The organism is Chelativorans sp. AA-79, assembly GCF_029457495.1.
Classification (GTDB): Bacteria; Pseudomonadota; Alphaproteobacteria; order Rhizobiales; family Rhizobiaceae; genus Chelativorans.
The window spans coordinates 346,881-372,300 of the sequence record NZ_CP120361.1 but is presented as its reverse complement, the minus strand read 5'-3'; the positions used below and the strand labels follow the sequence as shown (position 1 = coordinate 372,300).

The 25,420-nt window shown below is 64.3% G+C and carries 22 protein-coding genes; 11 read left to right on the top strand and 11 right to left on the bottom strand.

Annotated elements, in window-relative coordinates:
- Positions 1-201 precede the first annotated feature (201 nt).
- The 8 genes from PVE73_RS01810 to PVE73_RS01775 all read left to right on the top strand — a co-directional run bounded on the left by PVE73_RS01810 (position 202) and on the right by PVE73_RS01775 (position 10,943).
- Entirely contained in the window at positions 202-1,131 is a 930-nt protein-coding gene (locus PVE73_RS01810) for a branched-chain amino acid ABC transporter permease LivH (protein WP_277365308.1), read from the top strand.
- The gene (gene livM / locus PVE73_RS01805) at positions 1,131-2,588 is read left to right on the top strand and encodes a high-affinity branched-chain amino acid ABC transporter permease LivM (RefSeq protein ID WP_277365307.1); all 1,458 of its coding nucleotides are present in this window, start codon (positions 1,131-1,133) and stop codon (positions 2,586-2,588) included. The genes PVE73_RS01810 and livM overlap by 1 nt, the downstream gene beginning before the upstream one ends.
- 17 nt (positions 2,589-2,605) lie before the next feature.
- Positions 2,606-3,664, top strand: a complete 1,059-nt coding sequence (locus PVE73_RS01800; RefSeq protein WP_277365306.1) for an ABC transporter ATP-binding protein — start codon at positions 2,606-2,608, stop codon at positions 3,662-3,664.
- Positions 3,661-4,395, top strand: coding sequence for an ABC transporter ATP-binding protein (locus PVE73_RS01795; protein WP_277365305.1), 735 nt, complete (start codon positions 3,661-3,663; stop codon positions 4,393-4,395). Before PVE73_RS01800 ends, PVE73_RS01795 begins: the two co-directional genes overlap by 4 nt.
- Complete coding sequence (locus tag PVE73_RS01790) at positions 4,395-4,748, top strand: DUF6867 family protein (protein WP_277365304.1); 354 nt, start codon at positions 4,395-4,397, stop codon at positions 4,746-4,748. The genes PVE73_RS01795 and PVE73_RS01790 overlap by 1 nt, the downstream gene beginning before the upstream one ends.
- Positions 4,749-4,902: 154 nt before the next feature.
- Positions 4,903-6,003 carry a branched-chain amino acid ABC transporter substrate-binding protein gene (locus PVE73_RS01785; protein WP_277365303.1) on the top strand — a complete coding sequence of 367 codons (1,101 nt, stop codon included), beginning with the start codon at positions 4,903-4,905 and terminating at the stop codon, positions 6,001-6,003.
- A gap of 216 nt (positions 6,004-6,219) precedes the next feature.
- Positions 6,220-9,696, top strand: a complete 3,477-nt coding sequence (gene pyc / locus PVE73_RS01780; RefSeq protein WP_277365302.1) for a pyruvate carboxylase — start codon at positions 6,220-6,222, stop codon at positions 9,694-9,696.
- 71 nt (positions 9,697-9,767) lie between these two features.
- Positions 9,768-10,943, top strand: a complete 1,176-nt coding sequence (locus PVE73_RS01775; protein WP_277365301.1) for an MFS transporter — start codon at positions 9,768-9,770, stop codon at positions 10,941-10,943.
- Positions 10,944-10,997: 54 nt separating this feature from the next.
- Here the strand turns inward: PVE73_RS01775 and PVE73_RS01770 are convergent, their stop codons facing one another.
- The 3 genes from PVE73_RS01770 to PVE73_RS01760 form a co-directional block, all read right to left on the bottom strand.
- A complete protein-coding gene (locus PVE73_RS01770) occupies positions 10,998-11,156 on the bottom strand; it encodes a DUF3309 domain-containing protein (protein ID WP_277365300.1) in 159 nt (52 codons plus the stop codon).
- Positions 11,157-11,239: 83 nt separating this feature from the next.
- Positions 11,240-14,416, bottom strand: coding sequence for an efflux RND transporter permease subunit (locus tag PVE73_RS01765; protein WP_277365299.1), 3,177 nt, complete (start codon positions 14,414-14,416; stop codon positions 11,240-11,242).
- A gap of 4 nt (positions 14,417-14,420) precedes the next feature.
- Entirely contained in the window at positions 14,421-15,560 is a 1,140-nt protein-coding gene (locus tag PVE73_RS01760) for an efflux RND transporter periplasmic adaptor subunit (protein ID WP_277365298.1), read from the bottom strand.
- A gap of 355 nt (positions 15,561-15,915) precedes the next feature.
- Between PVE73_RS01760 and PVE73_RS01755 the strand changes: the two genes are divergently transcribed.
- Positions 15,916-16,455, top strand: a complete 540-nt coding sequence (locus tag PVE73_RS01755) for a TetR/AcrR family transcriptional regulator (RefSeq protein ID WP_277365297.1) — start codon at positions 15,916-15,918, stop codon at positions 16,453-16,455.
- A gap of 21 nt (positions 16,456-16,476) precedes the next feature.
- Here the strand turns inward: PVE73_RS01755 and PVE73_RS01750 are convergent, their stop codons facing one another.
- Both PVE73_RS01750 and PVE73_RS01745 read right to left on the bottom strand, forming a co-directional pair.
- Positions 16,477-17,259 (bottom strand): 3-hydroxybutyrate dehydrogenase, encoded by a 783-nt coding sequence (locus PVE73_RS01750; RefSeq protein ID WP_277365296.1) that lies wholly within the window; start codon positions 17,257-17,259, stop codon positions 16,477-16,479.
- Positions 17,260-17,327: 68 nt separating this feature from the next.
- Complete coding sequence (locus tag PVE73_RS01745) at positions 17,328-17,636, bottom strand: hypothetical protein (protein WP_277365295.1); 309 nt, start codon at positions 17,634-17,636, stop codon at positions 17,328-17,330.
- Between the two features lie 235 nt (positions 17,637-17,871).
- Here PVE73_RS01745 and ispG point away from each other — a divergent pair, with 235 nt between their 5' ends.
- Positions 17,872-19,137 carry a flavodoxin-dependent (E)-4-hydroxy-3-methylbut-2-enyl-diphosphate synthase gene (ispG, locus tag PVE73_RS01740; protein WP_277365294.1) on the top strand — a complete coding sequence of 422 codons (1,266 nt, stop codon included), beginning with the start codon at positions 17,872-17,874 and terminating at the stop codon, positions 19,135-19,137.
- A gap of 76 nt (positions 19,138-19,213) precedes the next feature.
- On the opposite strand, the gene rpsP is transcribed toward ispG, so the two are convergent.
- From rpsP to PVE73_RS01715, 5 genes are all read right to left on the bottom strand, one after another.
- The gene (gene rpsP / locus PVE73_RS01735; RefSeq protein WP_277365293.1) at positions 19,214-19,618 is read right to left on the bottom strand and encodes a 30S ribosomal protein S16; all 405 of its coding nucleotides are present in this window, start codon (positions 19,616-19,618) and stop codon (positions 19,214-19,216) included.
- Positions 19,619-19,643: 25 nt separating this feature from the next.
- Positions 19,644-20,147 (bottom strand): GNAT family N-acetyltransferase, encoded by a 504-nt coding sequence (locus PVE73_RS01730; RefSeq protein WP_277365292.1) that lies wholly within the window; start codon positions 20,145-20,147, stop codon positions 19,644-19,646.
- Positions 20,148-20,150: 3 nt separating this feature from the next.
- A complete protein-coding gene (locus tag PVE73_RS01725) occupies positions 20,151-20,480 on the bottom strand; it encodes a chorismate mutase (RefSeq protein ID WP_277365291.1) in 330 nt (109 codons plus the stop codon).
- Between the two features lie 11 nt (positions 20,481-20,491).
- The gene (gene ffh, locus PVE73_RS01720) at positions 20,492-22,045 is read right to left on the bottom strand and encodes a signal recognition particle protein (protein ID WP_277365290.1); all 1,554 of its coding nucleotides are present in this window, start codon (positions 22,043-22,045) and stop codon (positions 20,492-20,494) included.
- Positions 22,046-22,349: 304 nt separating this feature from the next.
- Positions 22,350-23,027: a DUF1236 domain-containing protein gene (locus PVE73_RS01715; protein ID WP_277365289.1), complete on the bottom strand. Its 678-nt coding sequence runs from the start codon at positions 23,025-23,027 to the stop codon at positions 22,350-22,352.
- A 145-nt stretch (positions 23,028-23,172) separates the two neighbouring features.
- On the opposite strand from PVE73_RS01715, the gene PVE73_RS01710 reads away from it, so the two are divergent.
- Positions 23,173-23,991, top strand: coding sequence for a lytic transglycosylase domain-containing protein (locus PVE73_RS01710; RefSeq protein ID WP_277365288.1), 819 nt, complete (start codon positions 23,173-23,175; stop codon positions 23,989-23,991).
- A 169-nt stretch (positions 23,992-24,160) separates the two neighbouring features.
- Here PVE73_RS01710 and PVE73_RS01705 read toward each other — a convergent pair whose 3' ends face one another.
- Positions 24,161-25,381 (bottom strand): argininosuccinate synthase, encoded by a 1,221-nt coding sequence (locus PVE73_RS01705; protein WP_277365287.1) that lies wholly within the window; start codon positions 25,379-25,381, stop codon positions 24,161-24,163.
- Between the last annotated feature and the right edge of the window lie 39 nt (positions 25,382-25,420).

Genomic DNA, 25,420 nt, shown 5'->3' with positions numbered 1-25,420 from the left:
GGATGAGACGAAAAGCTGGCGTTGAACGCAAGGACATTGCGCAATGCCAATGCTAGCTTGCGCCGCATCAAACCTCCGCCGTGATGCGGGGATAAGGCCGAAGGGGAAGGCGGCGAGCGCCGTCGGCTTCAAAACGGCCAGGGGACGAAAACAACAACGGGATGCGCCTGACGGCGACATCCGATGGGAGACTTGCAGGGTATGGAATATTTTCTCCAGCAGCTTATCAACGGGCTGACGCTGGGTTCGATCTATGGGCTGATCGCTATCGGCTATACGATGGTCTACGGCATCATCGGCATGATCAACTTCGCCCATGGCGATATCTTCATGATCGGCGCGTTCATCTCGCTGGCCATGTTCCTGGTGCTGACGACGGTCCTGGGCTTCGCCTTTCTGCCGGTCGTGCTGCTCATCGTGCTCATCGTGGCCATGCTCTTCACATCCGCATGGGGCTGGACGGTGGAGCGCATCGCCTACAGGCCCTTGCGTGGATCGTTCCGGCTCGCGCCGCTGATCACCGCGATCGGCATGTCGATCGTGCTGTCGAACTTCGTCCAGATCACGCAGGGCGCGCGCGTGAAGCCGCTGCAGCCGCAGATTCCCGGCGGCATCACCCTGATCCAGGGGAACACCGAGGCTGGCACGATGGTCGTGCAGCTTTCTTATATGCAGATGATCATCATCGTGATGACCGTCGTGCTGATGGCGGCCTTCACGCTCATCATCACCCGCACCTCGCTCGGCCGCGCCCAGCGCGCCTGCGAGCAGGACCGCAAGATGGCCTCCCTTCTCGGCATCGACGTGGACCGTACTATCTCCCTGACCTTCGTCATGGGCGCAGCACTTGCGGCAGTGGCCGGCCTCATGTTCATGCTGCTCTATGGCGTAATCGACTTCTATATCGGCTTCGTCGCAGGCGTTAAGGCCTTCACGGCGGCCGTGCTCGGCGGCATCGGCTCACTCCCCGGCGCGATGTTGGGCGGGTTGCTGATCGGCCTGATAGAGGTGTTCTGGTCCGGCTATTTCTCGGTCGAGTACAAGGATGTGGCGGCATTCTCCATTCTCGCCATCGTTCTGATCTTCCTGCCTTCCGGTCTGCTCGGAAGACCCGAAGTGGAGAAGGTGTGATGGCTGCTTCCGGTACGAATGTCTCGGCTTCCACGCAGAAGCCGGCGGGAGCACAGGCACAAGCCGAAGCGCGCCGCGCCGCCCCCCGCCCGGCCGATACGGCCGCCGGCGCGAACCGGATCGCGGCGTCTCTGCGCGATGCCGCCATGGCGGCCTTTCTCGCCGGCATCCTGGGCTTCTTCTTCATCGGGCTACGCACCGATCTGGCGCCGGGCGGGCTGGACATCAGGGCGCGCTGGGGCGCCTGGCTGACGGCCATCGCGGTCGTCTTCGCCGGCCGGCTTGCGCTCAACCTGTTCGTGTTCAAGACCGCTCACCCCGTGGGCGAGGTCCTCGGCGCCAGGCTCGCCGGCGTGGGGACTGCGGTGCCCGGCTTCGGAAAATGGCTGTTGCGCGCGCTCTTCGTCTTCGCGCTCGTCCTGCCCTTCTTCTTCACCACCTTCTTTCCCGCCCGGGACCGCCAGTTCATCGACCTCGCGATCCTTATCATGACCTACATCATGCTGGGGTGGGGGCTGAACATCGTGGTCGGCCTCGCCGGTCTGCTCGATCTGGGCTATGTCGCCTTCTATGCCGTGGGCGCCTATTCCTTCGCGCTGCTTGCGCAGTATTTCGAGATCGGCTTCTGGGCAGCGCTGCCGCTGGCAGGCCTGCTCGCCGCCTTCTGGGGCGTGATCCTGGGCTTTCCCGTGCTGCGGCTGCGCGGCGACTATCTTGCGATCGTGACCCTTGCCTTCGGCGAGATCATCCGCATCGTGCTTCTCAACTGGTACAACTTCACCGGCGGGCCGAACGGCATTTCAGGCATTCCCAAGCCCACATTCTTCGGCCTTGAGATGAGCCGAGGCGACGACGGCTTCGCGGCCTTTTTCGGCCTCGAATACGACCCCATCCAGCGCTTCATGTATCTCTACTACATCATCTTCGCCTTGGCGCTGCTCACCAACTTCGTGACCATGCGCCTGCGCCGCCTGCCCATCGGGCGCGCGTGGGAGGCGTTGCGCGAGGACGAAATCGCCTGCCGCTCGCTCGGCATCAACACGCGCAACACCAAGCTCACCGCCTTTGCGATCGGCGCGATGTTCGGCGGGTTCGCCGGCTCCTTCTTCGCCACGCGGCAGGGCTTCATCTCGCCGGAAAGCTTCACCTTCCTCGAATCGGCGATGATTCTCGCCATCGTGGTCTTGGGCGGGCTGGGCTCCCAGATCGGCATCGTCATCGCCTCGATCGTCATGATCGGCGGCATCGAGATGCTGCGCAATCTCGGCTTTCTCACGCAGGTTTTCGGGCCGGGCTTCGACCCGGTGCAGTACCGCATGCTGATCTTCGGTCTCGCCATGGTGCTCATCATGGTCTGGAAGCCGCGCGGACTGGTCTCCACCCGCGAACCGACAGCCGCGCTGAAGGAAAAGAAGCGCATCGGCGCTGACATGGTGGCGCAGGGTGAGGGACACTGATGGCTTCTGCAGCTGAAATGAACGCACCCGCGGAAACCGCAACGCGTCGCTGGGAGGTGGATCCGGTCCTCTCTGTCGAGCACCTGACCATGCGATTCGGCGGCCTGGTGGCCGTCGGCGATCTCTCCTTCAATGTCGGCCGCGGCGACATCACCGCCCTTATCGGGCCGAACGGCGCCGGCAAGACCACGGTCTTCAATTGCGTGACCGGCTTCTACAAGCCGACGGAAGGGCGGATCGTGATGCGCCACGGCCCCGGCCGGCAGGACCAACTGGTACATGAGGTGACCAACAGCGGCTTCCGCTGGCGGAAGGATGCCGGGCAGGGCATCTTCCTCCTCGAGCGCATGCCCGACCATGAGATCTCCTTCAAGGCCAGGGTTGCCCGCACCTTCCAGAACATCCGCCTCTTCGGCGGCATGACCGTGCTGGAGAACCTGCTGGTGGCCCAGCACAACCGTCTGGTGGTGGCTTCCGGCTTCACCTTCGGCGGCATTCTGGGTCTCCCCGGCTACCGGCGCGCGGAGAAGACGGCGATCGACAAGGCGGTGTACTGGCTGGAACGGACAGAGCTCGTCGATCGCGCGGACGATCCGGCCTCGGACCTTCCCTATGGCGCGCAGCGTCGGCTCGAGATCGCGCGCGCCATGTGCACGGATCCCGAGCTCCTGTGCCTGGACGAACCGGCCGCCGGCCTCAACCCGCGCGAATCCGCGGAGCTCAACGAGCTCCTGAAATTCATCCGTGACGAGCACAAGACCTCTGTCCTTCTCATCGAGCACGACATGGGCGTGGTGATGGAGATCTCCGACCACATCGTGGTGCTCGATTACGGCGTGAAGATCGCCGATGGCGATGCGACCGCCGTGAAGACCGATCCCAAGGTGATCGCCGCCTATCTGGGCGTCGAGGAGGAAGAGGACATCGACGTGCCGGAGGTGCTGGAGGACGTGGTCGGGCAGGCGGACCAAGCATCGCCCGTGCGCAAACAGAGGGCGAAGGCGGTGAAAGCTGCCGCACCAAAACCATCCCGGCGCGCGGGCGGCGGTCGCAAGGGCAAGGGGGGCAAGGCATGAGCAGCGTCTCCGAAACCCTGCTCTCCGTGCGCGGTGTCGAAACGTATTACGGCAAGATCGCCGCGCTCAGGGGTGTCGATCTTGAGGTCGACCACGGCGAGATCGTCACCATGATCGGCGCCAACGGTGCTGGTAAGTCGACCCTGATGATGACCATCTGCGGTAGTCCTCAGGCGCGTACCGGCCAGATCGTCTACGACGGCAGGGACATCACCACCATGCCGACGCACGAGATCATGCGGCTCGGTATCGCACAATCGCCCGAGGGTCGGCGCATCTTCCCGCGCATGACCGTGATGGAAAACCTGCAGATGGGCGCCGCCCTTGTCGATCCGAAATACTTCGAGGACGATCTCAAGCGCGTCTTCACGCTCTTCCCGCGCCTCAAGGAGCGGCTCGGCCAGCGCGGCGGCACGCTTTCGGGCGGCGAGCAGCAGATGCTGGCGATCGCGCGCGCGCTGATGAGCCGGCCGAAGCTGCTCCTGCTAGACGAACCGTCGCTGGGTCTGGCGCCACTCATCGTGAAGCAGATCTTCGAAGCGATCCGAGAACTCAACGAGAATGAGGGCCTTACGGTCTTCCTCGTGGAGCAGAATGCCTTCCATGCGCTGAAACTTGCCGATCGCGGCTATGTGATGGTGAACGGCAACATCACCATGAGCGGCACCGGCCGGGAACTCCTCAAGCGCGAGGAGGTGCGGGCTGCCTATCTGGAAGGCGGGAGGCACTGATGGAATACGAAAATGCGCTTCTGTGGGAAGTCACTTTCTGGGAGTTCTTCTTCGTCACGGTGCTGCTCGCCGGAGGCGCTGCCTATCTCACCGGCCGTGCCATCGCGCGCGCCTGGCAGTCGAACCTGCAGCTGGCCGGCTATATCGTCCTTCTGGCAGCGGCCACGCGCTTCATTCATTTCGCGCTCTTCAACGGAACGCTGCTGACGCTTCACTACTATCTGGTGGACCTCGCGATGCTCCTCGTGATCGCGTTTCTCGGAAAGCGCATCACACGCGCGCGCCAGATGACGACGCAGTACAGCTTCGGCTATGCGCGCAGCAGCTTGATCGGCTGGCGTGCAAGGAGCTGAACGGATTCACCAATGACTGGCATGAAGCCTTTATTTCGCGATGAAATTGCGCTTTGATGCCGATCAAGCGGGTAGCGACCCGCGCTGCATAACCGGAAAGCCGACACCATTTCCGGAATGCTAGGGAACCTCTGGTGTTTTCAAGGGAGCAATCATGAAGAAGACACTCTTGGCCGGCGCAGCGCTGAGCCTTGTGATGACCGGTTCCGCCTGGGCGGACATCACCATTGCCACCGTTGGGCCGATGACCGGGCAATATGCCTCCTTCGGCGCGCAGATGCGGGCCGGGGCCGAGCAGGCCGTGGCCGATATCAACGCGGCGGGCGGAGTCAACGGCGAAATGCTGAAGCTCGAAGTGGGCGACGATGCCTGCGACCCCAAGCAGGCGGTTGCCGTGGCCAACCAGTTGGCGGGTTCGGGCGTGGCCTTCGTGGCAGGCCACTTCTGCTCCGGCTCGTCCATCCCCGCCTCCCAGGTCTATGCCGACGAGGAGATCGTCATGATCTCGCCGGCATCCACCAACCCCGCCTTCACCGACGAGCGTCCGGGAGAGGGCATCTTCCGCGTCTGCGGCCGTGACGACCAGCAGGGCGACGTCGCCGGCAAGTTCCTGGCCGAGCAGTTCCCGGACAAGAAGGTGGCGTTCATCCACGACAAGACCGCTTATGGCAAGGGTCTCGCCGACGCCACCATGGCGACCTATGAAGCGGCGGGCGGTACGCCGGCGCTCTACGAGGCCTATACGGCCGGCGAGAAGGACTACACCGCTCTCGTCTCCAAGCTGAAGCAGGAAGGCGTTGGCGTTCTCTATGTCGGTGGCTACTATACGGAAGCCGGTCTGATCGCGCGCCAGATGCGCGAGCAGGGTATGGACACCATCCTTGTCTCCGGCGACGCACTCGTGGCCGACGAGTACTGGGCCATCACCGGCGAGGCGGGCGAAGGCACACTGATGACCTTCTCCCCCGATCCGCGCAAGAACGAGGTCGCCAAGCCCGTGGTGGACGCGCTGCTTGCCGCCGGCAAGACGGCCGAGGGCTACTCGCTCTACACCTATGCCGCGATCCAGGCATGGGCGCAGGCGGTGGAAACCGCCGGTTCGTCTGATTTCGATCCGGTCGTCCAGGCACTGAACGATGGCGACTTCGAAACCGTGCTCGGTTCGCTCGAATTCGACGAGAAGGGCGACGTGACGCTGCCCGGCTATGTCTTCTACGAGTGGAAGGACGGCAAGTACGATTATCTCGAGCAATAAGCCCGCAGGCTGAGCTTGATCGACGGCCCGGCAAGTTCCTTGCCGGGCCTTTTTGCTTCTGCTGCGGCAAAATGCCCGCAGAGCGTTTGCACTGCAGCATCCTGCACGCTAATCATTGACCCGGAGGACTTGCGCCATTCCGGCAGTGCCATCGGCCCGGCATGATGGCAGTGCACGTGGGGGCGCCGGTCTCATGTCCTTAGCCGGAGCTTGCCAGTGCAGATAAAGAAACTCCTCGTCGCCAATCGTTCCGAGATCGCCATTCGCGTTTTCCGCGCCGCCAACGAGCTCGGCATCCGAACAGTCGCCATATGGGCGGAGGAGGACAAATATTCGCTGCACCGCTTCAAGGCGGACGAATCCTATCAGGTGGGCCGCGGCCCGCATCTGGAGCGCGATCTCGGGCCGATCGAAAGCTATCTTTCGATCGAGGAGGTGATCCGTGTCGCCAAACTTTCCGGCGCGGATGCCATCCATCCTGGCTACGGGCTGCTGTCCGAAAGTCCGGAATTCGCCGAAGCCTGCGCGGAAAACGGCATCGTCTTCATCGGCCCGAAGCCGGAGACCATGCGCCGGCTGGGCAACAAGGTTGCCGCCCGCAACCTGGCGATCGAGGTGGGCGTGCCGGTGGTGCCGGCCACGGAGCCCCTGCCGGACGACATGGACGAAGTGGCCAGGATGGCGGCAGAGGTCGGCTTTCCCGTCATGCTCAAGGCATCCTGGGGTGGCGGGGGGCGCGGCATGCGCGTCATCCGTTCCGAGAAGGATCTCGAACGCGAGGTTCTTGAAGCCAGGCGCGAAGCCAAGGCCGCCTTCGGCAAGGACGAGGTCTATCTGGAAAAGCTGGTGGAGAGAGCGCGCCATGTCGAGGTGCAGGTGCTAGGCGACACGCACGGCAATGCCGTCCACCTTTTCGAGCGCGACTGCTCCATCCAGCGCCGCAACCAGAAGGTCGTGGAACGCGCGCCCGCGCCCTATCTGGACGATACCAGGCGGCAGGAACTATGCGGCCACGCGCTGAAGATCGCCGAGGCGACCGATTATGTCGGCGCCGGCACAGTCGAGTTCCTGATGGATGCCGATACCGGCGCCTTCTACTTTATCGAGGTCAATCCGCGCATCCAGGTCGAGCACACGGTGACCGAGGAGGTCACCGGCATCGACATCGTCAAGGCCCAAATTCACATACTGGAGGGCGAGCGCATCGGCGATCCGCGCTCGGGCGTGCCGGCGCAGACGGACATAAAGCTCAACGGCCACGCGCTTCAGTGCCGCATCACCACGGAAGATCCCGAGCAGAACTTCATTCCCGACTATGGCCGCATCACCGCCTATCGCGGAGCGACCGGCTTCGGCATCCGCCTTGACGGAGGCACCGCCTATTCCGGCGCGGTGATCACGCGCTTCTACGACCCGTTGCTGGAGAAAGTAACGGCGTGGGCGCCGACTGCCGAGGAGGCCTGCAAGCGCATGGACCGCGCGCTGCGCGAATTCCGCATCCGTGGTGTGGCGACCAATCTCACCTTTCTCGAAGCCATCATAAGCCACCCGGATTTCCGCAACGCCAGCTACACGACGCGCTTCATCGACGAGACGCCGGAGCTTTTCACCCAGGTCAAGCGTCAGGACCGGGCCACGAAGCTTCTGAACTATCTGGCCGATGTCACCGTGAACGGGCACCCTGAAGCGCGTGATCGGCCGCGGCCCAAGGCCGACGCGGCGGCGCCGCGTGTGCCCTATATCGACCAGCCCGTGCCTGATGGCACCAAGCAGCTCCTCGACAAGCTTGGCCCGGATGAGTTTGCCAAATGGATGCGGGCCGAGGCACGCGTGCTGATGACCGACACGACCATGCGCGATGGTCACCAGTCGCTGCTTGCCACGCGCATGCGCACCTTCGATATAGCCCGTATCGCCGGCGTCTATGCCCGCGCGCTGCCGCAGCTCCTCTCTCTGGAATGCTGGGGTGGGGCGACGTTCGACGTTGCCATGCGCTTCCTGACCGAGGACCCGTGGGAGCGACTCCAGCTCATTCGCGAGGGTGCGCCGAACCTGCTTCTCCAGATGCTCCTGCGTGGGGCGAACGGCGTCGGCTACACGAATTATCCCGACAATGTCGTGCGCTATTTCGTGAAGCAGGCGGCCAGGAGCGGCATCGACCTTTTCCGTGTGTTCGACTGCCTCAACTGGGTGGAGAACATGCGCGTGGCCATGGATGCCGTGCGCGAGGAAGGTAAGCTCTGTGAGGCGACGATCTGCTATACGGGCGATATCCTCGATCCCGCCCGCGCCAAATACGATCTCAAATATTATCTCGGACTGTCCAAGGAACTGGAGGCAGCCGGCGCGCATATCATTGCCATCAAGGACATGGCGGGCCTTCTGAAGCCGGCTGCCGCGCGCGTGCTCTTCAAGGCATTGCGCGATGAGACTGATCTGCCGATCCATTTCCACACGCATGACACCTCTGGCATAGCGGCGGCCACGGTGCTGGCGGCGGTGGAAAGCGGCGCGGATGCCGTCGATGCGGCCATGGATGCGCTTTCCGGCAACACGTCGCAGCCATGCCTCGGCTCCATCGTCGAGGCGCTCAAGGGCAGCGAGCGCGATCCCGGACTCGATACGGAGTGGATCCGCCGCGTCTCCTTCTATTGGGAGGCGGTGCGCAACCAGTATGCCGCCTTCGAAAGCGACCTCAAGGGGCCGGCTTCGGAGGTCTACCTGCATGAGATGCCGGGCGGCCAGTTCACCAATCTCAAGGAGCAGGCGCGCGCCCTGGGCCTGGAGACGCGCTGGCACGAGGTGGCGCGCACCTATCACGACGTCAACATGATGTTCGGCGACATCGTCAAGGTCACGCCCTCCTCCAAGGTGGTGGGCGACATGGCGCTGATGATGGTGAGCCAGGACCTGACCGTCGCCGACGTCGAGAATCCGGAAAAGGATATCGCCTTCCCGGACTCGGTCGTCTCCATGCTGCGCGGCGATCTCGGCCAGTCGCCGGGCGGGTGGCCGAAGGCGCTGCAGAAGAAGGCGCTGAAGAACGAACAGCCCATCACGGTGCGGCCGGGTTCTCTGCTGGCGGAAGCCGATCTCGATGCAGGCCGCGAGGAGTTGCAGCAGAAGATCGGCCGCGACGTGAGCGACACCGAATTCGCCTCCTGGCTCATGTATCCGAAGGTCTTCGTCGATTTTGCCGCGGCCAGCGAGACCTACGGGCCCGTCAGCGTCCTGCCGACGCCGGTCTATTTCTACGGCATGGAGCAGCAGGACGAGATCTTCGTCGAGATCGAGCGTGGCAAGACGCTCGTCATTCGCTGTCTGGCGCTCGGTGAAACCGATGACAAGGGCATGGTGACGGTCTTCTTCGAGCTCAACGGTCAGCCGCGCCGCGTCAAGGTGCCGGACCGGCGGCACGGCGCTTCCGCCCTCGCCATCCGCCGCAAGGCGGAGCCCGGCAATGACGGCCATGTCGGCGCTCCCATGCCCGGCGTCGTCTCTTCTGTCGCCGTCGCTGCCGGACAGGCAGTGAAGGCTGGCGACGTGCTCCTTTCCATCGAGGCGATGAAGATGGAGACAGCCCTGCATGCCGAGGGCGACGGCACGGTGGCCGAGGTCTTGGTCAAGGCCGGTGACCAGATCGATGCCAAGGACCTGCTCCTGGTCCTGCAAAATGGCGGCTCTGGCAGTTGACGTCGCAAATTAAATCGATTTAATCGCGAGCCGCCGGCGCATTTCGCCGGTGTCGATGCAGGACAGCGGCAATGCCAGGAAATGATGCGCTTTACGGCCGCTGGGCGGTCGCGGGCTTGTTCTTCGCCAACGGCTTCATGACGGGAAGCTGGGCGCCGGAGATTCCGGTGCTCGTCGCCCGCTTTTCCCTGAGCGAGACTGCGCTCGGCCTCCTCATCGTCGTCTTCGGCGTGGGCGCCGTCCTTGCCATGCCCGTCTGCGGCTATCTTATCGGCCGGTTCGGCTCGCGCGCGGTGGCGCGGGTGGCGGGCCTGTTGTGCTGTCTTTCACTCATCGGCATCGCAGCCGCTCCCGGCATTCCTTCGGTGGCCTTGGCCCTTGTCTTCTTTGGCGCCATGCTCGGCGGCATGGATGTGGCGATGAACTCCAACGCCGTGGTGGTGGAACGCCGTCTGCAGCGTGCGATCATGTCCTCCTCGCACGGCTTCTGGAGCCTCGGCGGTTTCGCCGGCGCGGGGCTCGGCGGGCTGATGGTCGAGCAGTGGGGCTATGTCGCCCATATTTCGATGGTCACCACGTTTGCCTTGCTGCTGGTCATTGTCGCCATGCCCTTCCTGATCGTGGAGAACAGACCGGTCGTGGCGGCGGATGGCGGCCGCCGCGGCTTCCCGCGCGGCGCGCTGGTCTATGTCACCGGCGTGATCGCGCTTTTTTGCATGATGCCGGAAGGTGCCGTTCTGGATTGGGCGGCACTCTACCTGCAGCAGGAGATGGGCGCCGATTATTTTACGGCGAGCCTGCCCTTCACCGCCTTTGCGGGTGTCATGGCGGTGATGCGCTTTCTGGGAGACGGTGTGCGCAATCGCCTGGGGGCAGTCAACACCATGCGCGCCTCCGCCTGCGTGGCTGCAATCGGCATGCTGGGTGCCGGCATAGCCCCGAATCCGTTCTTCGCCACGCTCGCCTTCGCCTTCGCCGGGTTGGGCGTGGCGAATATGGTGCCGATCGTATTCTCCGCGGCCGGCAACCAGCCAGGCATCTCCTCCGCCGCCGGCATGAGCGTGGCCACGACGATCGGCTATTCGGGAATCCTGTTTGCCCCTTCGCTCGTCGGCTTCATCGCCGAATACACCGGCTTCTCACCGATCTTCATCGGTTTTGCCGTCCTGCTCGCCGTCGTTCTCCTGATGGCTGACCTCGTCCGGCCGGCGGACGAAATCGCGCCCCAGCCGACACCCTCCACCTGATCAGGAAAGAGCGGCGGCCCGGGGCAAACCGGGCGCCCGCAGGCGCTCGGTGCCTCATATTCTGCCCATCAGGGCGAGAATGAGCACGACGATCAGGATGATGCCCAGAATGCCCGACGGGCCATATCCCCAGCCACGCGAATAGGGCCATGCCGGGATGGCACCGATCAGTATGAGAATCAAAATGATGATCAGAATTGTGCCAAGAGACATTGCATTGTCCTTGTCGATGTTGACGTAACGGCAGGACAACGCGCGGCAAACGCGGCGGGTTCCGGCCCGCCGCGCGAGGCAGCCTACTCGGCCGCCTTGGGGAAGGCGCCGAGCGGCCGCCTGTCGTCGTCGGCCTCGGCGATGGGTTCCTCGGCCTTCTCGTCCCGGCCGCGCCGGAAAAGCCTGGAGAGGATGCCGCGGCGTTTCCGGCCGGCCGGCCGCTTCTCCCGCGTGAACACCATCAGCGCAGAGGGTGTGACCACCAGCGTCAGCACCGTGGCGAAGGTAAGCCCGTAGACGATGGCGCCCGACAGCGAAATCCACCACTGCGTCGATGGCGCGCCGATCGTCACTTCATGGTGGAAGAGTTCGAGCCCCAGGCCGAAGGCGATCGGCAGCACGCCGAGCACCGCCGAAAAGGCCGTCAGCACCACCGGCCGCGCGCGTTCGCGGCAGGTCTCGATGATGGCATCGAATTTGTTCATGCCTTCTTCGCGCAGCCGGTCATAGGTGTCGATCAGCACGATATTGTTGTTCACCACCACGCCGGCAAGCGCGATGACGCCGATGCCCGACATGACGATGCCGAAGGGCTGCCCCGTGATCAGCAGGCCGAGGAACACGCCGATCGTCGCCATCACCACCGTCATCAGAACCAGGAACACGCTGGTGAACCTGTTGAACTGGGCGAGCAGCACGATGAAGATCAGGAAGATCGCCGCCCCGAACGCATTGGTGAGGAAGGAGGCCGCCGCATCGCTCTCCTCGCTGGAGCCGGCGAGCTTCCACCGGGTGCTGCCGAGATCCATGTCGCGCAATGCCGAGGTCACCTGCGACTGCACCTCAGCCACCTGATAGCCGCTGGCGATATTCGCCGTCACCGTGATCGTCCGCTGTGCGTCGATGCGGTTCAGGATGCCCGTGCTGCGCTCCGGCTGCCGTGTCACGAAATTGGAGATCGGCACAGGGCCTTCGGCCGTCTGCACGCGCAGCTGATCGAGCGTCGAGAGCGTCCGCCGGTCCTCCGGCAAGCGCAGCCGGATGTCCACGGCATCGTCGACGCCGGCCGGCCGGTAATCCGAGAGCTTCAGACCGTTGGTCACGAGTTGCACCACCGTGCCGACCGCAGCAGGGCTGACCCCGTACTGCGCCGCCTTGGCGCGATCGACCAGGATCGACCAGTCGACACCGGGAGGCGGTAGTCCATCGGAAATGTCGATGACGCCGTCGATTTGCCCGATCCGCTCGGCGACCATGCTCGCCTGATCGTTGAGATGGACGGGATTGGCCGCGGAGAGCTGCAACTGGATCGGCTGCCCGGTCGGCGGACCTGCATCCGGCACGCGCACCTCCACCTCCACGCCGGGCATGTCCGCCATGGCCGTTCGCAGATCGTCGAGGATCTCGTTCGCGGGCTTGCGCTCGCGCCAGTCGATGAATTCGTACTGGATGATGCCGATCACGTCCTCATCGATGTCCTGGCCGCCGCCGCGCGTCTGACCGACACGTGTATAGACGGATTCGATGCCGGGCCATGTCAGGAGCTGCTGCTCGGCCGGGCGTACCAGGCGGTCCATCTCCTCGAGGGACATGTTGCCGCGTGCATGCACGTACATCAGGCCGTAATCCGGCTCGACACTGGGGAAGAACTCCACTCCGGCGCCGTATTTCGAATAGGCGAAGAACACGCCGACGAGAAGCGCCACCGTGAGCAGCAGCACGGTCTTCGGGAAGCGGACCGCCTGCCTCACGAGGCGGATATACCAACCGTCCGGCTTCGGCTCCTCGTGCACATGCGCCTTGGCCACCAATGCGCCCAATGTGGGCGCGAAGATCAGCGCATAGGCCATGGAAGCGGCAAGGGTGACGATCAGCGTGATCGGCAGGTACTTCATGAATTCGCCGACGATGCCGGGCCAGAAGAGGAGCGGCGAGAAGGCGGCGATGCGAGTCATGGTGGCGGCGATGACGGGGCCCGCCATGCGCTTGGCTGCAAGCTCGAAGGCCTCCGCCTTTGGCATGCCCTCCGTCATTCGCCGTTCGGCGAATTCCGTGACGATGATGGCGTCGTCCACGAGCATGCCCACCGCTAGGATGAGGCTGAAGAGCACCACCATGTTCACCGTGTAGCCGAGCATGGAAAGGGCGAAGATGCCCATCAGGAACGAGGCCGGCACGGCAAGGCCGATCAGCAGCGAGGCGCGGCCCGACAACGTATAGAGCACGACGATGAAGACCAGGATGACGGCGATCAGCACATGGTTCTGGAGCTCGTCCAGCATGTCGCGGATCATCACCGACTTGTCCTGACTGAACGTCACCGACACGCCGGCCGGCATCGTCTCCACGAACGCGTTCGAGATCTCCTTCACCGCATCGACGGTCTCCACGAGATTCGCGCCGACGCGCTTCTTGACCTCGACGGCTATGGCGCTGTGGCCGTTGAGGCGCGTGATGGTTTCGGCATCCTCGAACGTGGAACGGATCGAAGCGATGTCGCGCGCCCGCACGACCGCGTCGGGCGTGGCCACGATGGGCAGGTTGGCGACGTCCTCCGCGGTCTCGATAAGCGAGGGCACCTTGACCGCATAGCGCCCCTCCTGGCCCTGGAGGGCGCCGGCTGCCACCAGGCTGTTCGACGCGTTCACGCCACTGATGAGTTGATCGAGCTGAATGCCATAGGAGGAAAGCTTGACGGGATCGATGATGGCCTCGACCAGTTCGTCGCGCGCGCCCTGCAGCGCCCCTTCCAGCACGCCCGGGACTTCCTCGATCCGGTCGCGCAGCTCCTTGGCCGCGTTGGTGAGCTGCCGCTCGGGCAGATTGCCGGCGAGTGTGACGACGAGGATCGGGAATTCCGAGACATTGACCTCGTGGACCGTCGGCTCCTCCGCATCGGTCGGCAGTTCGCCTTTGGCGTCGGAAACCTTCGCGCGCACGTCCTCGATCGCATTGGAGAAGTCGTAGCCCGCCTGGAACTCGACCAGTACGTAGCCGCCACCCTGATAGGCGGCTGACCGCATCTCCTTCACGCCTTCAAGACTTTTGAGCGCCGTTTCCATCGGCCTGAGCAGCAGCCGCTCGGAGTCTTCCGGCGAGATTCCCTGATAGGCCAGGCTCACATAGATGATCGGAATCGGAACATCCGGCTCCGCTTCCTTGGGGATGTTGATATAGGCCAGACTGCCGGCGACGACGAAGAACAGCAGGATGGACAGCGTCAGCCGGGCATTGCGTATGGCAAGTCGGACGATATCCACGGGCTCACTGCTCTTGCTCTGGCTTCACGGTGCTGGCGAGCTCGCGGATCGTAGCCTCGTCCGCCTTCTCTGCCTGCACCTTCTCGCCCTCGGTGACGAGATCCTGGCCCGCGACGATGACGCGGACATCCTCCGGGATGCCGGCCAGGTAGAGAGCCTCCGGCGTGTCGTCGACGATGTCGATCGGAAAGAAATGCACTTCGTCGGCGGTATTAACCGCCCGGATGCCGAGCTCGCCGTCACTATTGAGCGTGACGACGGAACGCGGCAGCGCCACGGTCTCCACCATTTCGGTCTTCACCCGGATTTCAGCCGTCATACCGGCAGGGATAAGCCCGTCGGGATTGGACGAGACCACCTCGAGACGATAGGTGCGGGTCTGCGGCGAGGCGGCGCGGCTGACATAGCGGATTTCGCCGTCGAGCGTTTCGCCATTGACCAGGTGCACTTCGGCCTTGTCGCCCGGCTTGACCGTGCCGAGATCGCGTTCGCTCACCTCGCCGACCGCCACGATCGGGTCAAGCTTGAGCAGCGTGGCGACTTCCGCGCCCTGCATCAGCGCCGTTCCCTCTTCGACCTGGACTTTGTCCACCACCCCGTCGAAGGGCGCTCGCACGGAAATCCGGTCGAGTTCCGCCTGCGCCAGCTCCAGCGCGGATTGAGCGCTGGCGAGGTTCGCGCGGGCGACGTCGAGCTGCAGGCTGGCGAGATTGCCGGTCTTGGCGAGCCTCTCGGAGGCGGCCGCCTCGGCCTCGCGTTGCGCAAGCGTCTGGCGTGCCGACGCGACTGCGGCCTCCTTGCCTTCGGCCTCGAGACGCAGGATCAGGTCGCCGGCTTTCACATGGGACCCCTCGTCCACCGCCAGCTCCTGCACGATGCCTGCGGTTCGCGCCGCCAGGACAGAACGCTTGTCAGCCTCCGTCTGCCCGGAAACATGGATTGTTCGCGCATGTTCGAGCCGCGGCGGAACCGCCACCTGCACCGTCTTCAGCGCAACCCGGCGCTCCGGCTCGGCCGCCGGTTCGGCGGTCTGCGCCTCCTGGCTTGCACTGCCGACAGAGGAAAACTCGCCCGTCGCGATCCAGGCCGAGGTTGCGACGAGGACGGCCACGGCCGCGAATTTATGGAATTTGAACTTTGCCATGCATATTTCCAGTGCTGATGCCGGCTGCCAAGCAGTGAGAATCCGCGCCGATATGGGTTCAGGGGCAGAAGAATTCAAACGGGCCTGGAAAGTGCCTGGCGTCTTTCGTCCTTATCGCGATATCGCGCTGCAAAGAAGTCACGCCCACCCTCGCTCCTGACAAAACCATGTCATGATAAGCCGAGGCTGAAACGGCCGAACGCGTCCCCTCGCGACGAAGCGCGCATTCCGGGCGACAGATTGACAAAATCTGTAATTTTGTCAATGACTGATTTCGGGAGTCACAGTGAGCACGTTGAGAAAAAACGAAAACAGGGTGGAAGACCCGAAACGGGCCCGGGTTCTGGAAGGAGCCATGCAGGTCTTCCTGGCTTACGGCTTTTCGCGCGCGACCATGGACGATATCGCACGCGCGGTGGAGATATCGCGCCCCGCGCTCTACCTCCTCTTTCGCAACAAGGCGGATATTTTCCGCGCGGTGGAGCAGGATTTGCTGGACCAGTCACATGCGATGGCGTGTGAGGTGCTGCGGGGAGACGAGCCTTTGTCGGAACGCCTGATGAAGGCGCTGGATCGGGCGGTTTTCCGGCTCCTGACCAGTATTATCGACTCACCGCATGGCGACGAGCTCGTGGACTTCAACAACCATATCGCGGCGGATCTGGTGACCGCGTGGCGCCGGCGCATGGTGGATTCGTTCGCCCGGGCGATCGCTGACGAGGCGGCACTGCGCGGCGCTCGGCTTGAGACTCAAGGCCTCTCGGCACAGGGGCTTGCCGAGATGCTTTTCGATGTGCTGTCCGGTTTAAAGGCGAGGGGCAGGCGAGGTCAGCAGGCCGCGCCGCATGTGCGGGAATTCATCACCCTCGTTGAACTCGCACTCAACCACCGCTGAGATCGGAAGAGCACGCGAGCGTCACTCGGCCGTCCAGCCCCCGTCCACGGACAATGTGGTGCCGGTGATCTGCGCCGCGGCATCGGAGCAGAGAAACACGACCGTGGCGGCGATCTGCTCCACGGTCGCGAATTCCCGGGTCGGCTGCTTGGCGAGCATCACCTGCCTGATCACCGTTTCCCTGTCCATGCCGTGCGCCTTCATTTGATCGGGGATCTGCGCCTCGACGAGCGAGGTCAGCACATAGCCGGGGCACACCGCATTGCAGGTGATGTGCTCCTCGGCCAGCTCGAGCGCGACGGTCTTCGTGAAGCCCACGACCCCATGCTTGGCCGCTACATAGGCCGACTTGAACGGTGAGGCCCGCAGGCCGTGGGCGGACGCGATATTGACGATCCGCCCACGGCTCTCCCGCTTCATGTGCGGGATGGCGGCTGCGGTGGTGTGGAAGGCCGAGGAGAGATTGATGGCGAGGATCGCGTCCCATTTCTCCGGCGGAAAGTCTTCCACCGGCGCCACATGCTGGATGCCTGCATTGTTGACGAGTATGTCGACGGAACCAAAGCGTCGGGCGGCGTCTTCCACCAGCGCACGGCACTCCCTGCCGCTGGCCATGTCGGCCCGGATATAGGCGGCCTCGGTGCCGAACTCTTTTGCGATGGAGTTCGCCAGTCCCCTGTCGTCATCTCCGTCGGTGAAGGAATTGAGGACAACTTTGCATCCCTCCGCCGCCAGGGCACGGGCGATTGCAAGCCCGATGCCGGATGTCGAACCGGTAATGATCGCTGTTCTTGCCTTGCTCACGGTCTGCCTCCGTAGAGGCAACCATATTGCAACGCAGCAAGGCTTGCCAAGGCCGCTGTCGCGGTCCGCTAGCGGCGCATCAGCAGGCTGGCTGCGAGACCTAGCACTACAACGCTCGCGGCAGCCACCGCGGCGGTCGTTCCGGGATGCTGGCGCGCCTGGTCCTGGATGTGATAGGCGTTGCGGCGGATTTCCGGCAAAGCGCTGCCCAGATAGTCGCGCAACGTCTCGGCGAGATCCTCGCCTGTGTGGCGTGAATCGCGGAAAGCGCTGCGGCTGCGCCGCCCCAGCTGCTTCCTTAGGGAGGCGACTTCATGGCTGAGGCTGGTTAGCTGGTCGCGCAGATCCTCGCTGAAATCCTCGTGCCTGTGGTGCATGGCGGCGGCCTCCTGATAATATACTCGACACGCCCATAACGGGCCGGGGCCGCGACAGTTCCACGCCACGCAAAAGACGTGACGGATCGGTGAAAAGCCGCGACGACCGGGGCCATCCAGCATCAATCCGTCATATTGCACTCCTAATCTATGGAAAGAAGGGCGCGCGGCCGCCATTGACATTCGCCTGTCGCTCCGCCACCTCGTAGGCGTCAGGCTGATACGGAACAGGTTCATGACCGGCCAAGCGACATCCGGCTATTTCTCCTCCCCCTTCCCGCGCCGGCGCGCCGTCGGCGTCGATGTTGGCGGCATCCTTGTCGGTGGCAATGCCCCGGTGGTCGTCCAGTCCATGACCAACACGGATACAGCGGACGTGGATGCGACCGTCGCCCAGGTGGCTGCCCTCCATCGCGCGGGGTCGGAAATCGTGCGCGTCACGGTCGACCGGGACGAATCCGCTGCCGCCGTGCCGAGGATTCGCGAGAGGCTGGAGCGGCTCGGCGTTTTCGTTCCGCTCGTCGGCGATTTCCACTATATCGGCCATAAGCTTCTGGCCGATCACCCGGCCTGCGCCCAAGCTCTGGCGAAATACCGCATCAACCCCGGCAATGTCGGCTTCAAGGAGAAGAAGGACCGCCAATTCGCCGAGATCGTCGAAATGGCGATCCGCCACGAAAAGCCGGTGCGCATCGGCGTCAACTGGGGCTCGCTCGACCAGGAACTGCTCACCCGCCTGATGGACGAGAACCAGGCGAAGGGCTCTCCGCTCACCGCGCAGGAGGTCACGCGCGAAGCCATCGTGCAGTCGGCGCTTCTTTCGGCCGAGCTTGCCGAGGAGATCGGCCTCCCGAGGAGCCGCATCATCCTCTCGGTGAAAGTGAGCCAGGTGCAGGACCTGATCGCCGTCTACACCATGCTCGCACAGCGCTCCGACCACGCGCTGCATCTCGGCCTCACCGAGGCCGGCATGGGCACCAAGGGCATCGTCGCCTCCTCGGCCGCCATGGGCATTCTCCTGCAGCAGGGTATTGGCGACACGATCCGCATCTCGCTGACGCCCGAGCCAGGTGGCGACCGCACGCGCGAAGTGCAAGTGGCTCAGGAGCTGCTGCAGACAATGGGTTTCCGGCAGTTCCTGCCGGTGGTGGCGGCCTGCCCCGGCTGCGGCCGCACCACCTCGACCGTCTTCCAGGAGCTCGCGCAGAAGATCCAGTCGGACATCTCGCGCAACATGCCCGTGTGGCGCGAGAAATATCCGGGAGTCGAGGCGCTCAAGGTGGCCGTCATGGGCTGCATCGTCAACGGACCGGGCGAATCGAAGCATGCCGATATCGGCATCTCCCTGCCGGGAACCGGAGAGACGCCCGCTGCCCCCGTCTTTATCGACGGCAGGAAGGCGGCCACGCTACGCGGTCCCGCCATTGCCGCCGAGTTCGAGAAGATGGTGGCCGACTATATCGAGCGCCGCTTCGGTCAGGGCCGGGTGGCGGCGGAATAGGTCATGGGCCCTCCGGACGGCAAAATGCCGGCCCGAAAGCCGGCATCTGCGTCCGAACGCCGCCGGGAGCCTGGGCTCAGCTCGCAGCTTCCTCGGCCGGAGCCTCGGCAGGCGCGGCTGCAGCTTCGGCGGCTGCGGCCGTAGCCGCCTCTTCAGCCTGCTTTTGGGCGGCGAGGCGCTCCTGGGCCTTCTTGCCGGGCTCGGCCTTCGTCGGGTTGCTGCGCTCGGGCCGCTTGGCAAGGCCCGCCTGGTCGAGGAAGCGCAGCACGCGGTCGGTCGGCAATGCACCGTTCGCGAGCCAATGCTTGATGCGCTCTTCATTCAGCTTCACGCGCTCGGCGTCCCTGGGCAGCATCGGGTTCCAGGAGCCGAGCTGCTCGATGAAGCGGCCGTCGCGCGGTGCGCGCACGTCGGCCACGACGATCTGGTAATAGGGACGCTTCTTGGAGCCCGCTCGGGCCAGTCGGATTTTCAGTGCCATTGTTCTTCCTTTCGATAATGGTTTTTCAGGCCGGCAGGACATGCCGGAAACGCAAGCGCGGCTCGCCGCGCAAGGTGGTTGGCGGCAAGGGTGTCGCCCCCAGCCTCTTGGCTACCGCTTGGGACGGCAGATTCTCGGGATGGACGAAGCTCATGAGCGGCGGCAGGCCGAGATCGCGCGCGGCCCAGAGCTGCACGCGCCTGGCAGCTTCCACCGCATAGCCGCGCCCTTCGAAGCCGGCATAGAGGCTCCAGGCCAGCTCCGGTTCGTCCACATAGGGCGGCTGCCACAGCCCGGCATAGCCGACAACCGCGCCGTCCTCCCGGCGCTCGGCAGCGAAGAAACCGAACCCGTTGAACGCCCACTCGCCCATATGGGCGGCAAAGACCGTCCAGGACTGGTACTCGTTGCGCGGCCCGCCGATATAGCGCGTGCGCTCCTCGTCCCCATAGAACGCAGCGAAAGCGGGGAAATCCTCCTTGCGCCAGCTGCGCAACACCAGGCGTTCGCTCTCCAGCACCGGAACCATCTCTCAGGCCCTGCTCCCCGCGGGTGCCGCAGCATGCGCCTCGGCGATCGCCTCGTGATGACGGATAACCTCGCGGGCGATGAAAGTGAGGAGCTTCTCCGCGAAATCGGGATCGAGATTCGCCTCATCGGCAAGCTGTCGCAGCCGCGCGATCTGCTGCTGCTCGCGTGCGGGATCCGCCGGCGGCATGTTGTTCTCGGCCTTGAGCGAGCCCACCGCCTTCGTGCAGCGGAAGCGCTCGGCCAGGATATGGATCAGCGCGGCGTCGAGATTGTCGATGGAGGCGCGCAGCTCCAGAAGACGCGCCCTGGCGGAATCCGTTTGCGTGCTCATCGCTCCTCCCCTCACTTCTTCCGCGGCAGGCCGCCGCCGGGAAGCCCTGGCAGGCCCCCTGCGCCCGGCAGGCCCGGAAGCCCCCCTTTGGGCTGTCCTTGGGGCAGGCCGCCCGCACCGCCCAGCTGCTTCTGCAGGGCTTCGAGTTGCTTCGGGTCCATTTTCGCGAGATCGGGCATTCCGCCCATGCCGCCCGGCATGCCGCCAAGACCCATCTTCCCCGCCATGCCACCCATGAGGCCGCGCATCATGCCGCCCTTCTTGCCCTTGCCGCCCATGGCCTTCATCATGTCCGCCATCTGGCGGTGCATCTTGAGCAGCTTGTTGATCTGCGCCGCATCCGTGCCCGAGCCCGCCGCGATGCGCTTCTTGCGGCTGTGCTTCAGGAGGTCGGGGTTGGCGCGCTCCTTGGGCGTCATGGACTGGATGATGGCGATCTGGCGGCCGAACATCTTGTCGTCGAGACCTGCGGCGGCGAGCTGGTCCTTCATCTTGCCCATGCCGGGCATCATGCCCATGATGCCGCCCATTCCCCCCATTTTCTGCATCTGGCGAAGCTGATCGGCGAGGTCGTTCAGATCGAACTTCCCCTCCTGCATCTTCTTCGCCATTGCGGCGGCTTTTTCCTGGTCGATCGTCTCCGCCGCCTTCTCGACCAGGGAGACGATATCGCCCATGCCGAGGATGCGGTCTGCGATGCGGCGGGGATGAAACTCCTCCAGCGCGTCCATTTTCTCGCCCACGCCGATGAGCTTGATCGGCTTGCCGGTGACGGCGCGCATGGAAAGGGCAGCGCCACCGCGCCCGTCGCCGTCCATGCGGGTGAGCACGAGACCCGTGATGCCCACGCGCTCGTCGAAGTTCCTGGCGAGGTTCACCGCGTCCTGACCGGTCAGCGCATCGGCGACCAGCAGAATCTCGTGCGGGTTCGAGCTGCGCTTGATATCGGCCATCTCGGCCATCAGCGGCTCGTCTATATGCGTCCGGCCGGCGGTGTCGAGGATCACGACGTCGTGGCCGCCCAACTTGGCCGCCTGCACCGCGCGCTTGGCGATATCGACCGGCGTCTGGTTCGCCACGATCGGGAGCGTGGCAACGGAAACCTGCTCGCCGATCTGGCGCAACTGCTCCTGGGCAGCGGGCCGGCGTGTGTCGAGCGAGGCCATCAGGACCTTCTTGCCCTGACGCTCGGAGATCCGCTTGGCGATCTTGCCGGTCGTCGTCGTCTTGCCGGAGCCCTGCAGGCCTACCATCATCACGACCACGGGGGCCGGCGCGTTGAGATCGACGGTCTCGCCTTCCTCGCCCAGCATCTCCACGAGTTCGTCATGGACGATCTTGACGACCATCTGCCCGGGTTTGACGGATTTCAGCACCGCTGCGCCCACCGCCTTCTCGCGCACCCGGTCGGTGAAGGAACGAACCACGTCGAGCGCCACGTCGGCCTCGATCAGGGCCCTGCGTACCTCGCGCAGCGCGGCCGCAACGTCCGCCTCCGACAGCGCGCCGCGCCCCGTCAGGCCGTTCAGGATGGCGCCAAGGCGTTCCTGCAGGTTCTCAAACATCCACGTTCCTCTTGTCTCGTGCCGTCAGACACGAGAGGTAATGCATCCGCGCCTCGCGTTAAACCGCGCAAAGCCGAAAAGCACCCGGGGGCGCATTGCGCTGCCGGATGTGGACCTCCGGGATCGTCTCCCTGTGTTTGCAAGGGATGTCCCGGTCGGTTGCTCGGAGTTTGCACTCGTCGCGGAAGTCGCGTGCTTAAGAACCGAAAAACGGCCGAGAGTCAAGCTTTCGGCTCTGGAAACATCATTCTGCCGCCATGGGCACCGGCGCCACCAGCGAAAAGGCAGCGCCGGCCCGTGGCATTTACCGCATCACGTAGACGATGCGGCGGCTCTGCGGCTCTACCAGAACCGGCTGGCCGTTCACATAGACATAGCGGTATTCGTAGTCGGGTATCTCCCGGACGGTCACGGTCTCGGGAAGCTGGGCGCCGACCACAACCTCGCCTTCGAGGTAGACGGGCTCGACCTGATGTTCCTGGACATAGGTCACGACCTGCTGCGGCGGGGTGATGGTGTCGACCGCACCGCCGGCCACCGCACCTGCCGCACCGCCGACCGCCGCGCCCACGGGGCCGGCGATGATCGCGCCGGCGACGGCGCCGGTCGTCGCGCCAGTCACGGCGCCCGCACCTTCCGTGCTCGCCGTGGTCTCATAGGTGACCGTCGGAACCGCCTCGGGTGGGCGCTCCGTGAGCACGACGGTCTCTCCGCCGCTCAGGCTCGCCGTCAGGTAGTCCGAATAAGCCCAGCCCTGCACGCCGTTATACGTCACCTGGCACCATTTGCTGCCCTCGATACAGCCATCGATGGTGGCCTCATCGGAAGCATCGATGACACCGACGACTTCATATTCAGGTCCCGGACCCGAGCGGATGTTCAGGTCCGTCGTGGCGGTCGCCATGGTCTGGGCCGCAGCGACACCCGACAGGGCGAACAGCGCTACGGCGGCCGTGGCGCTCTTCAAGACAAACGTTTTCATTTCCATTCTCCTCAATGCGTCCCTGGGCAATTGAACTAGGAGAGGTCTGTTTCGTTCCCGAACTGTGTGGTAGTTGCGCTGCGATCGTAACGAAACGCTGATAAAATTCGGCGAAACTGCACGAGGGTTCGAGTAGGAGATTCGTATGAATCCGGGTTACAAGGCGAAAAGTCTCGCCGCGGTTCTGTTTGCATCCGTCTTCTTGGGCGGATCCGCCCATGCCGCCACCTGCGGAAACGACAGCAAGGGCTTCGAAGCCTGGAAGGCGGCTTTCTCCCAGGAGGCGGCGGCCCGCGGCGCGAGCCGGAGCGCGCTCGATGCGCTCGCACGCACCAGCTATGCCAGCAAGACCATTGCCGCCGATCGCGGACAGAAGAGCTTCAAGCTGTCGCTCGAGAGCTTCATGCAAAAGCGCGGCGCGAACGTCATCGTCTCGCGCGGCAAGAGCATGAAGAAGAAGCATGCGGCCTTGTTCGACAGGATCGAGCAGCAATACGGCGTGCCCTCCGGCCCGCTGATCGCCATCTGGGGCATGGAAACCGGCTTCGGCGGTTTCATGGGCAACCAGCACACGCTTTCGGCCGTGGCCACGCTCGCCTATGACTGCCGCCGCTCGGAATTCTTCACCGGCCATCTCCATGCGGCGCTGACCCTGATCGACCGCGGCATGATGAGCCCTTCCGCGGTGGGCGCCGCTCATGGCGAGATCGGCCAGACGCAGTTCCTGCCGGGCAATGCGCTGCGCTACGCCGTGGACGGGGACGGAAACGGCCGCATCGACATGATCGGCTCCATCCCCGACGCCCTGGCTTCCACGGCCAATTTCCTGCGCGCGCATGGCTGGCGACCCGGAGCCGGCTACCAGCCGGGCGAGCCCAACTTCGTCGCGATCCAGGGCTGGAATGCGGCTAGCGTCTACCAGCAGGCAATCGCGATCATGGCAGCGCAGATCGACGCGAACTGAGGCAGACGCCCGTCGGCCTTCCTACGATACATAACCGCCGGGCTGCCTGATCGCGGGCTCGACGCTCGCCTGACGCCAGAGGAATATGGGGACGCCCGTGCAAAGGGCGTTCCCGAAGATCATGACGAGTTCCGGCAGCCAGGATCCCGCGATGCCGGCCTGCCGCTTCTCACTTCCTGCGCCGTGCCGCAAGCGTCCTCAGCCGCAGTGCGTTGAGCCGGATGAAGCCGGCAGCGTCCTTCTGGTCATAGGCGCCCCGATCGTCCTCGAACGTTACGAGCGCGTCGGAATAGAGCGACTTGTCCGAGCGGCGACCGGTGACGATGACGTTGCCCTTGTAGAGCTTCAGCCGCACCTCGCCCTCGACATCCGCCTGGCTCTTGTCGATCAATGCCTGCAGCATCTCGCGCTCGGGCGAGAACCAGAATCCGTTATAGATGAGCTCCGCATAACGCGGCATGAGTTCGTCCTTGAGATGGGCGGCACCCCGGTCGAGCGTGATGGATTCGATGGCGCGGTGCGCGGCCAGCAGGATCGTGCCGCCTGGCGTCTCGTAGACGCCGCGCGACTTCATGCCAACGAAACGGTTCTCCACCAGGTCGAGACGACCGATGCCGTTGTCGCGCCCCAAATCGTTGAGCGCGGCGAGCAGCGTGGCCGGGGACATGACTTCCCCGTCAAGCGCGACCGGATCGCCGGACTTGAACTGAAGTGTGATCTCCGTGACCTTGTCCGGTGCCTCCATGGGCGAGATGGTGCGCTGGTGGACGAATTCCGGCGGCTCGCTCCACGGATCCTCCAGCACCTTGCCCTCCGAGGATGAGTGCAGGAGATTGGCGTCGACCGAGAAGGGGGCTTCGCCCTTCTTGTCCTTCGGCACCGGAATCTGGTGCTGCTCGGCGAAATTCATGAGGTCGGTTCGCGACTTGAACGCCCAGTCGCGCCAGGGCGCGATGACCTTGATGTCAGGGTTCAGCGCGTAGGCGGAAAGCTCGTAGCGAACCTGGTCGTTGCCCTTGCCTGTCGAACCATGGGCGACCGCATCGGCGCCGGTTTCGGCGGCTATCTCGACAAGGTGCTTGGCGATCAGCGGCCGCGCGATCGAGGTGCCGAGCAGATAGGTACCCTCATAGACCGCGTTGGCGCGGAACATCGGGAAGACGAAGTCGCGGACGAACTCCTCCCGGACGTCTACGATCCGGATATCCTTGATGCCGAGCATCTCGGCCTTCCTGCGCGCCGGCTCCAGTTCGTCGCCTTGGCCCAGATCGGCGGTGAAGGTCACGACCTCGGCGCCCAGTTCCGTCTGCAGCCATTTCAGGATGATCGAGGTGTCGAGGCCGCCCGAATAGGCCAGCACGACCTTTTTTACGTCTTTGTGTGTCGCCATCGTCTTTTCCGAATGGTTTCGCGCAGCCGCTGCGTTACG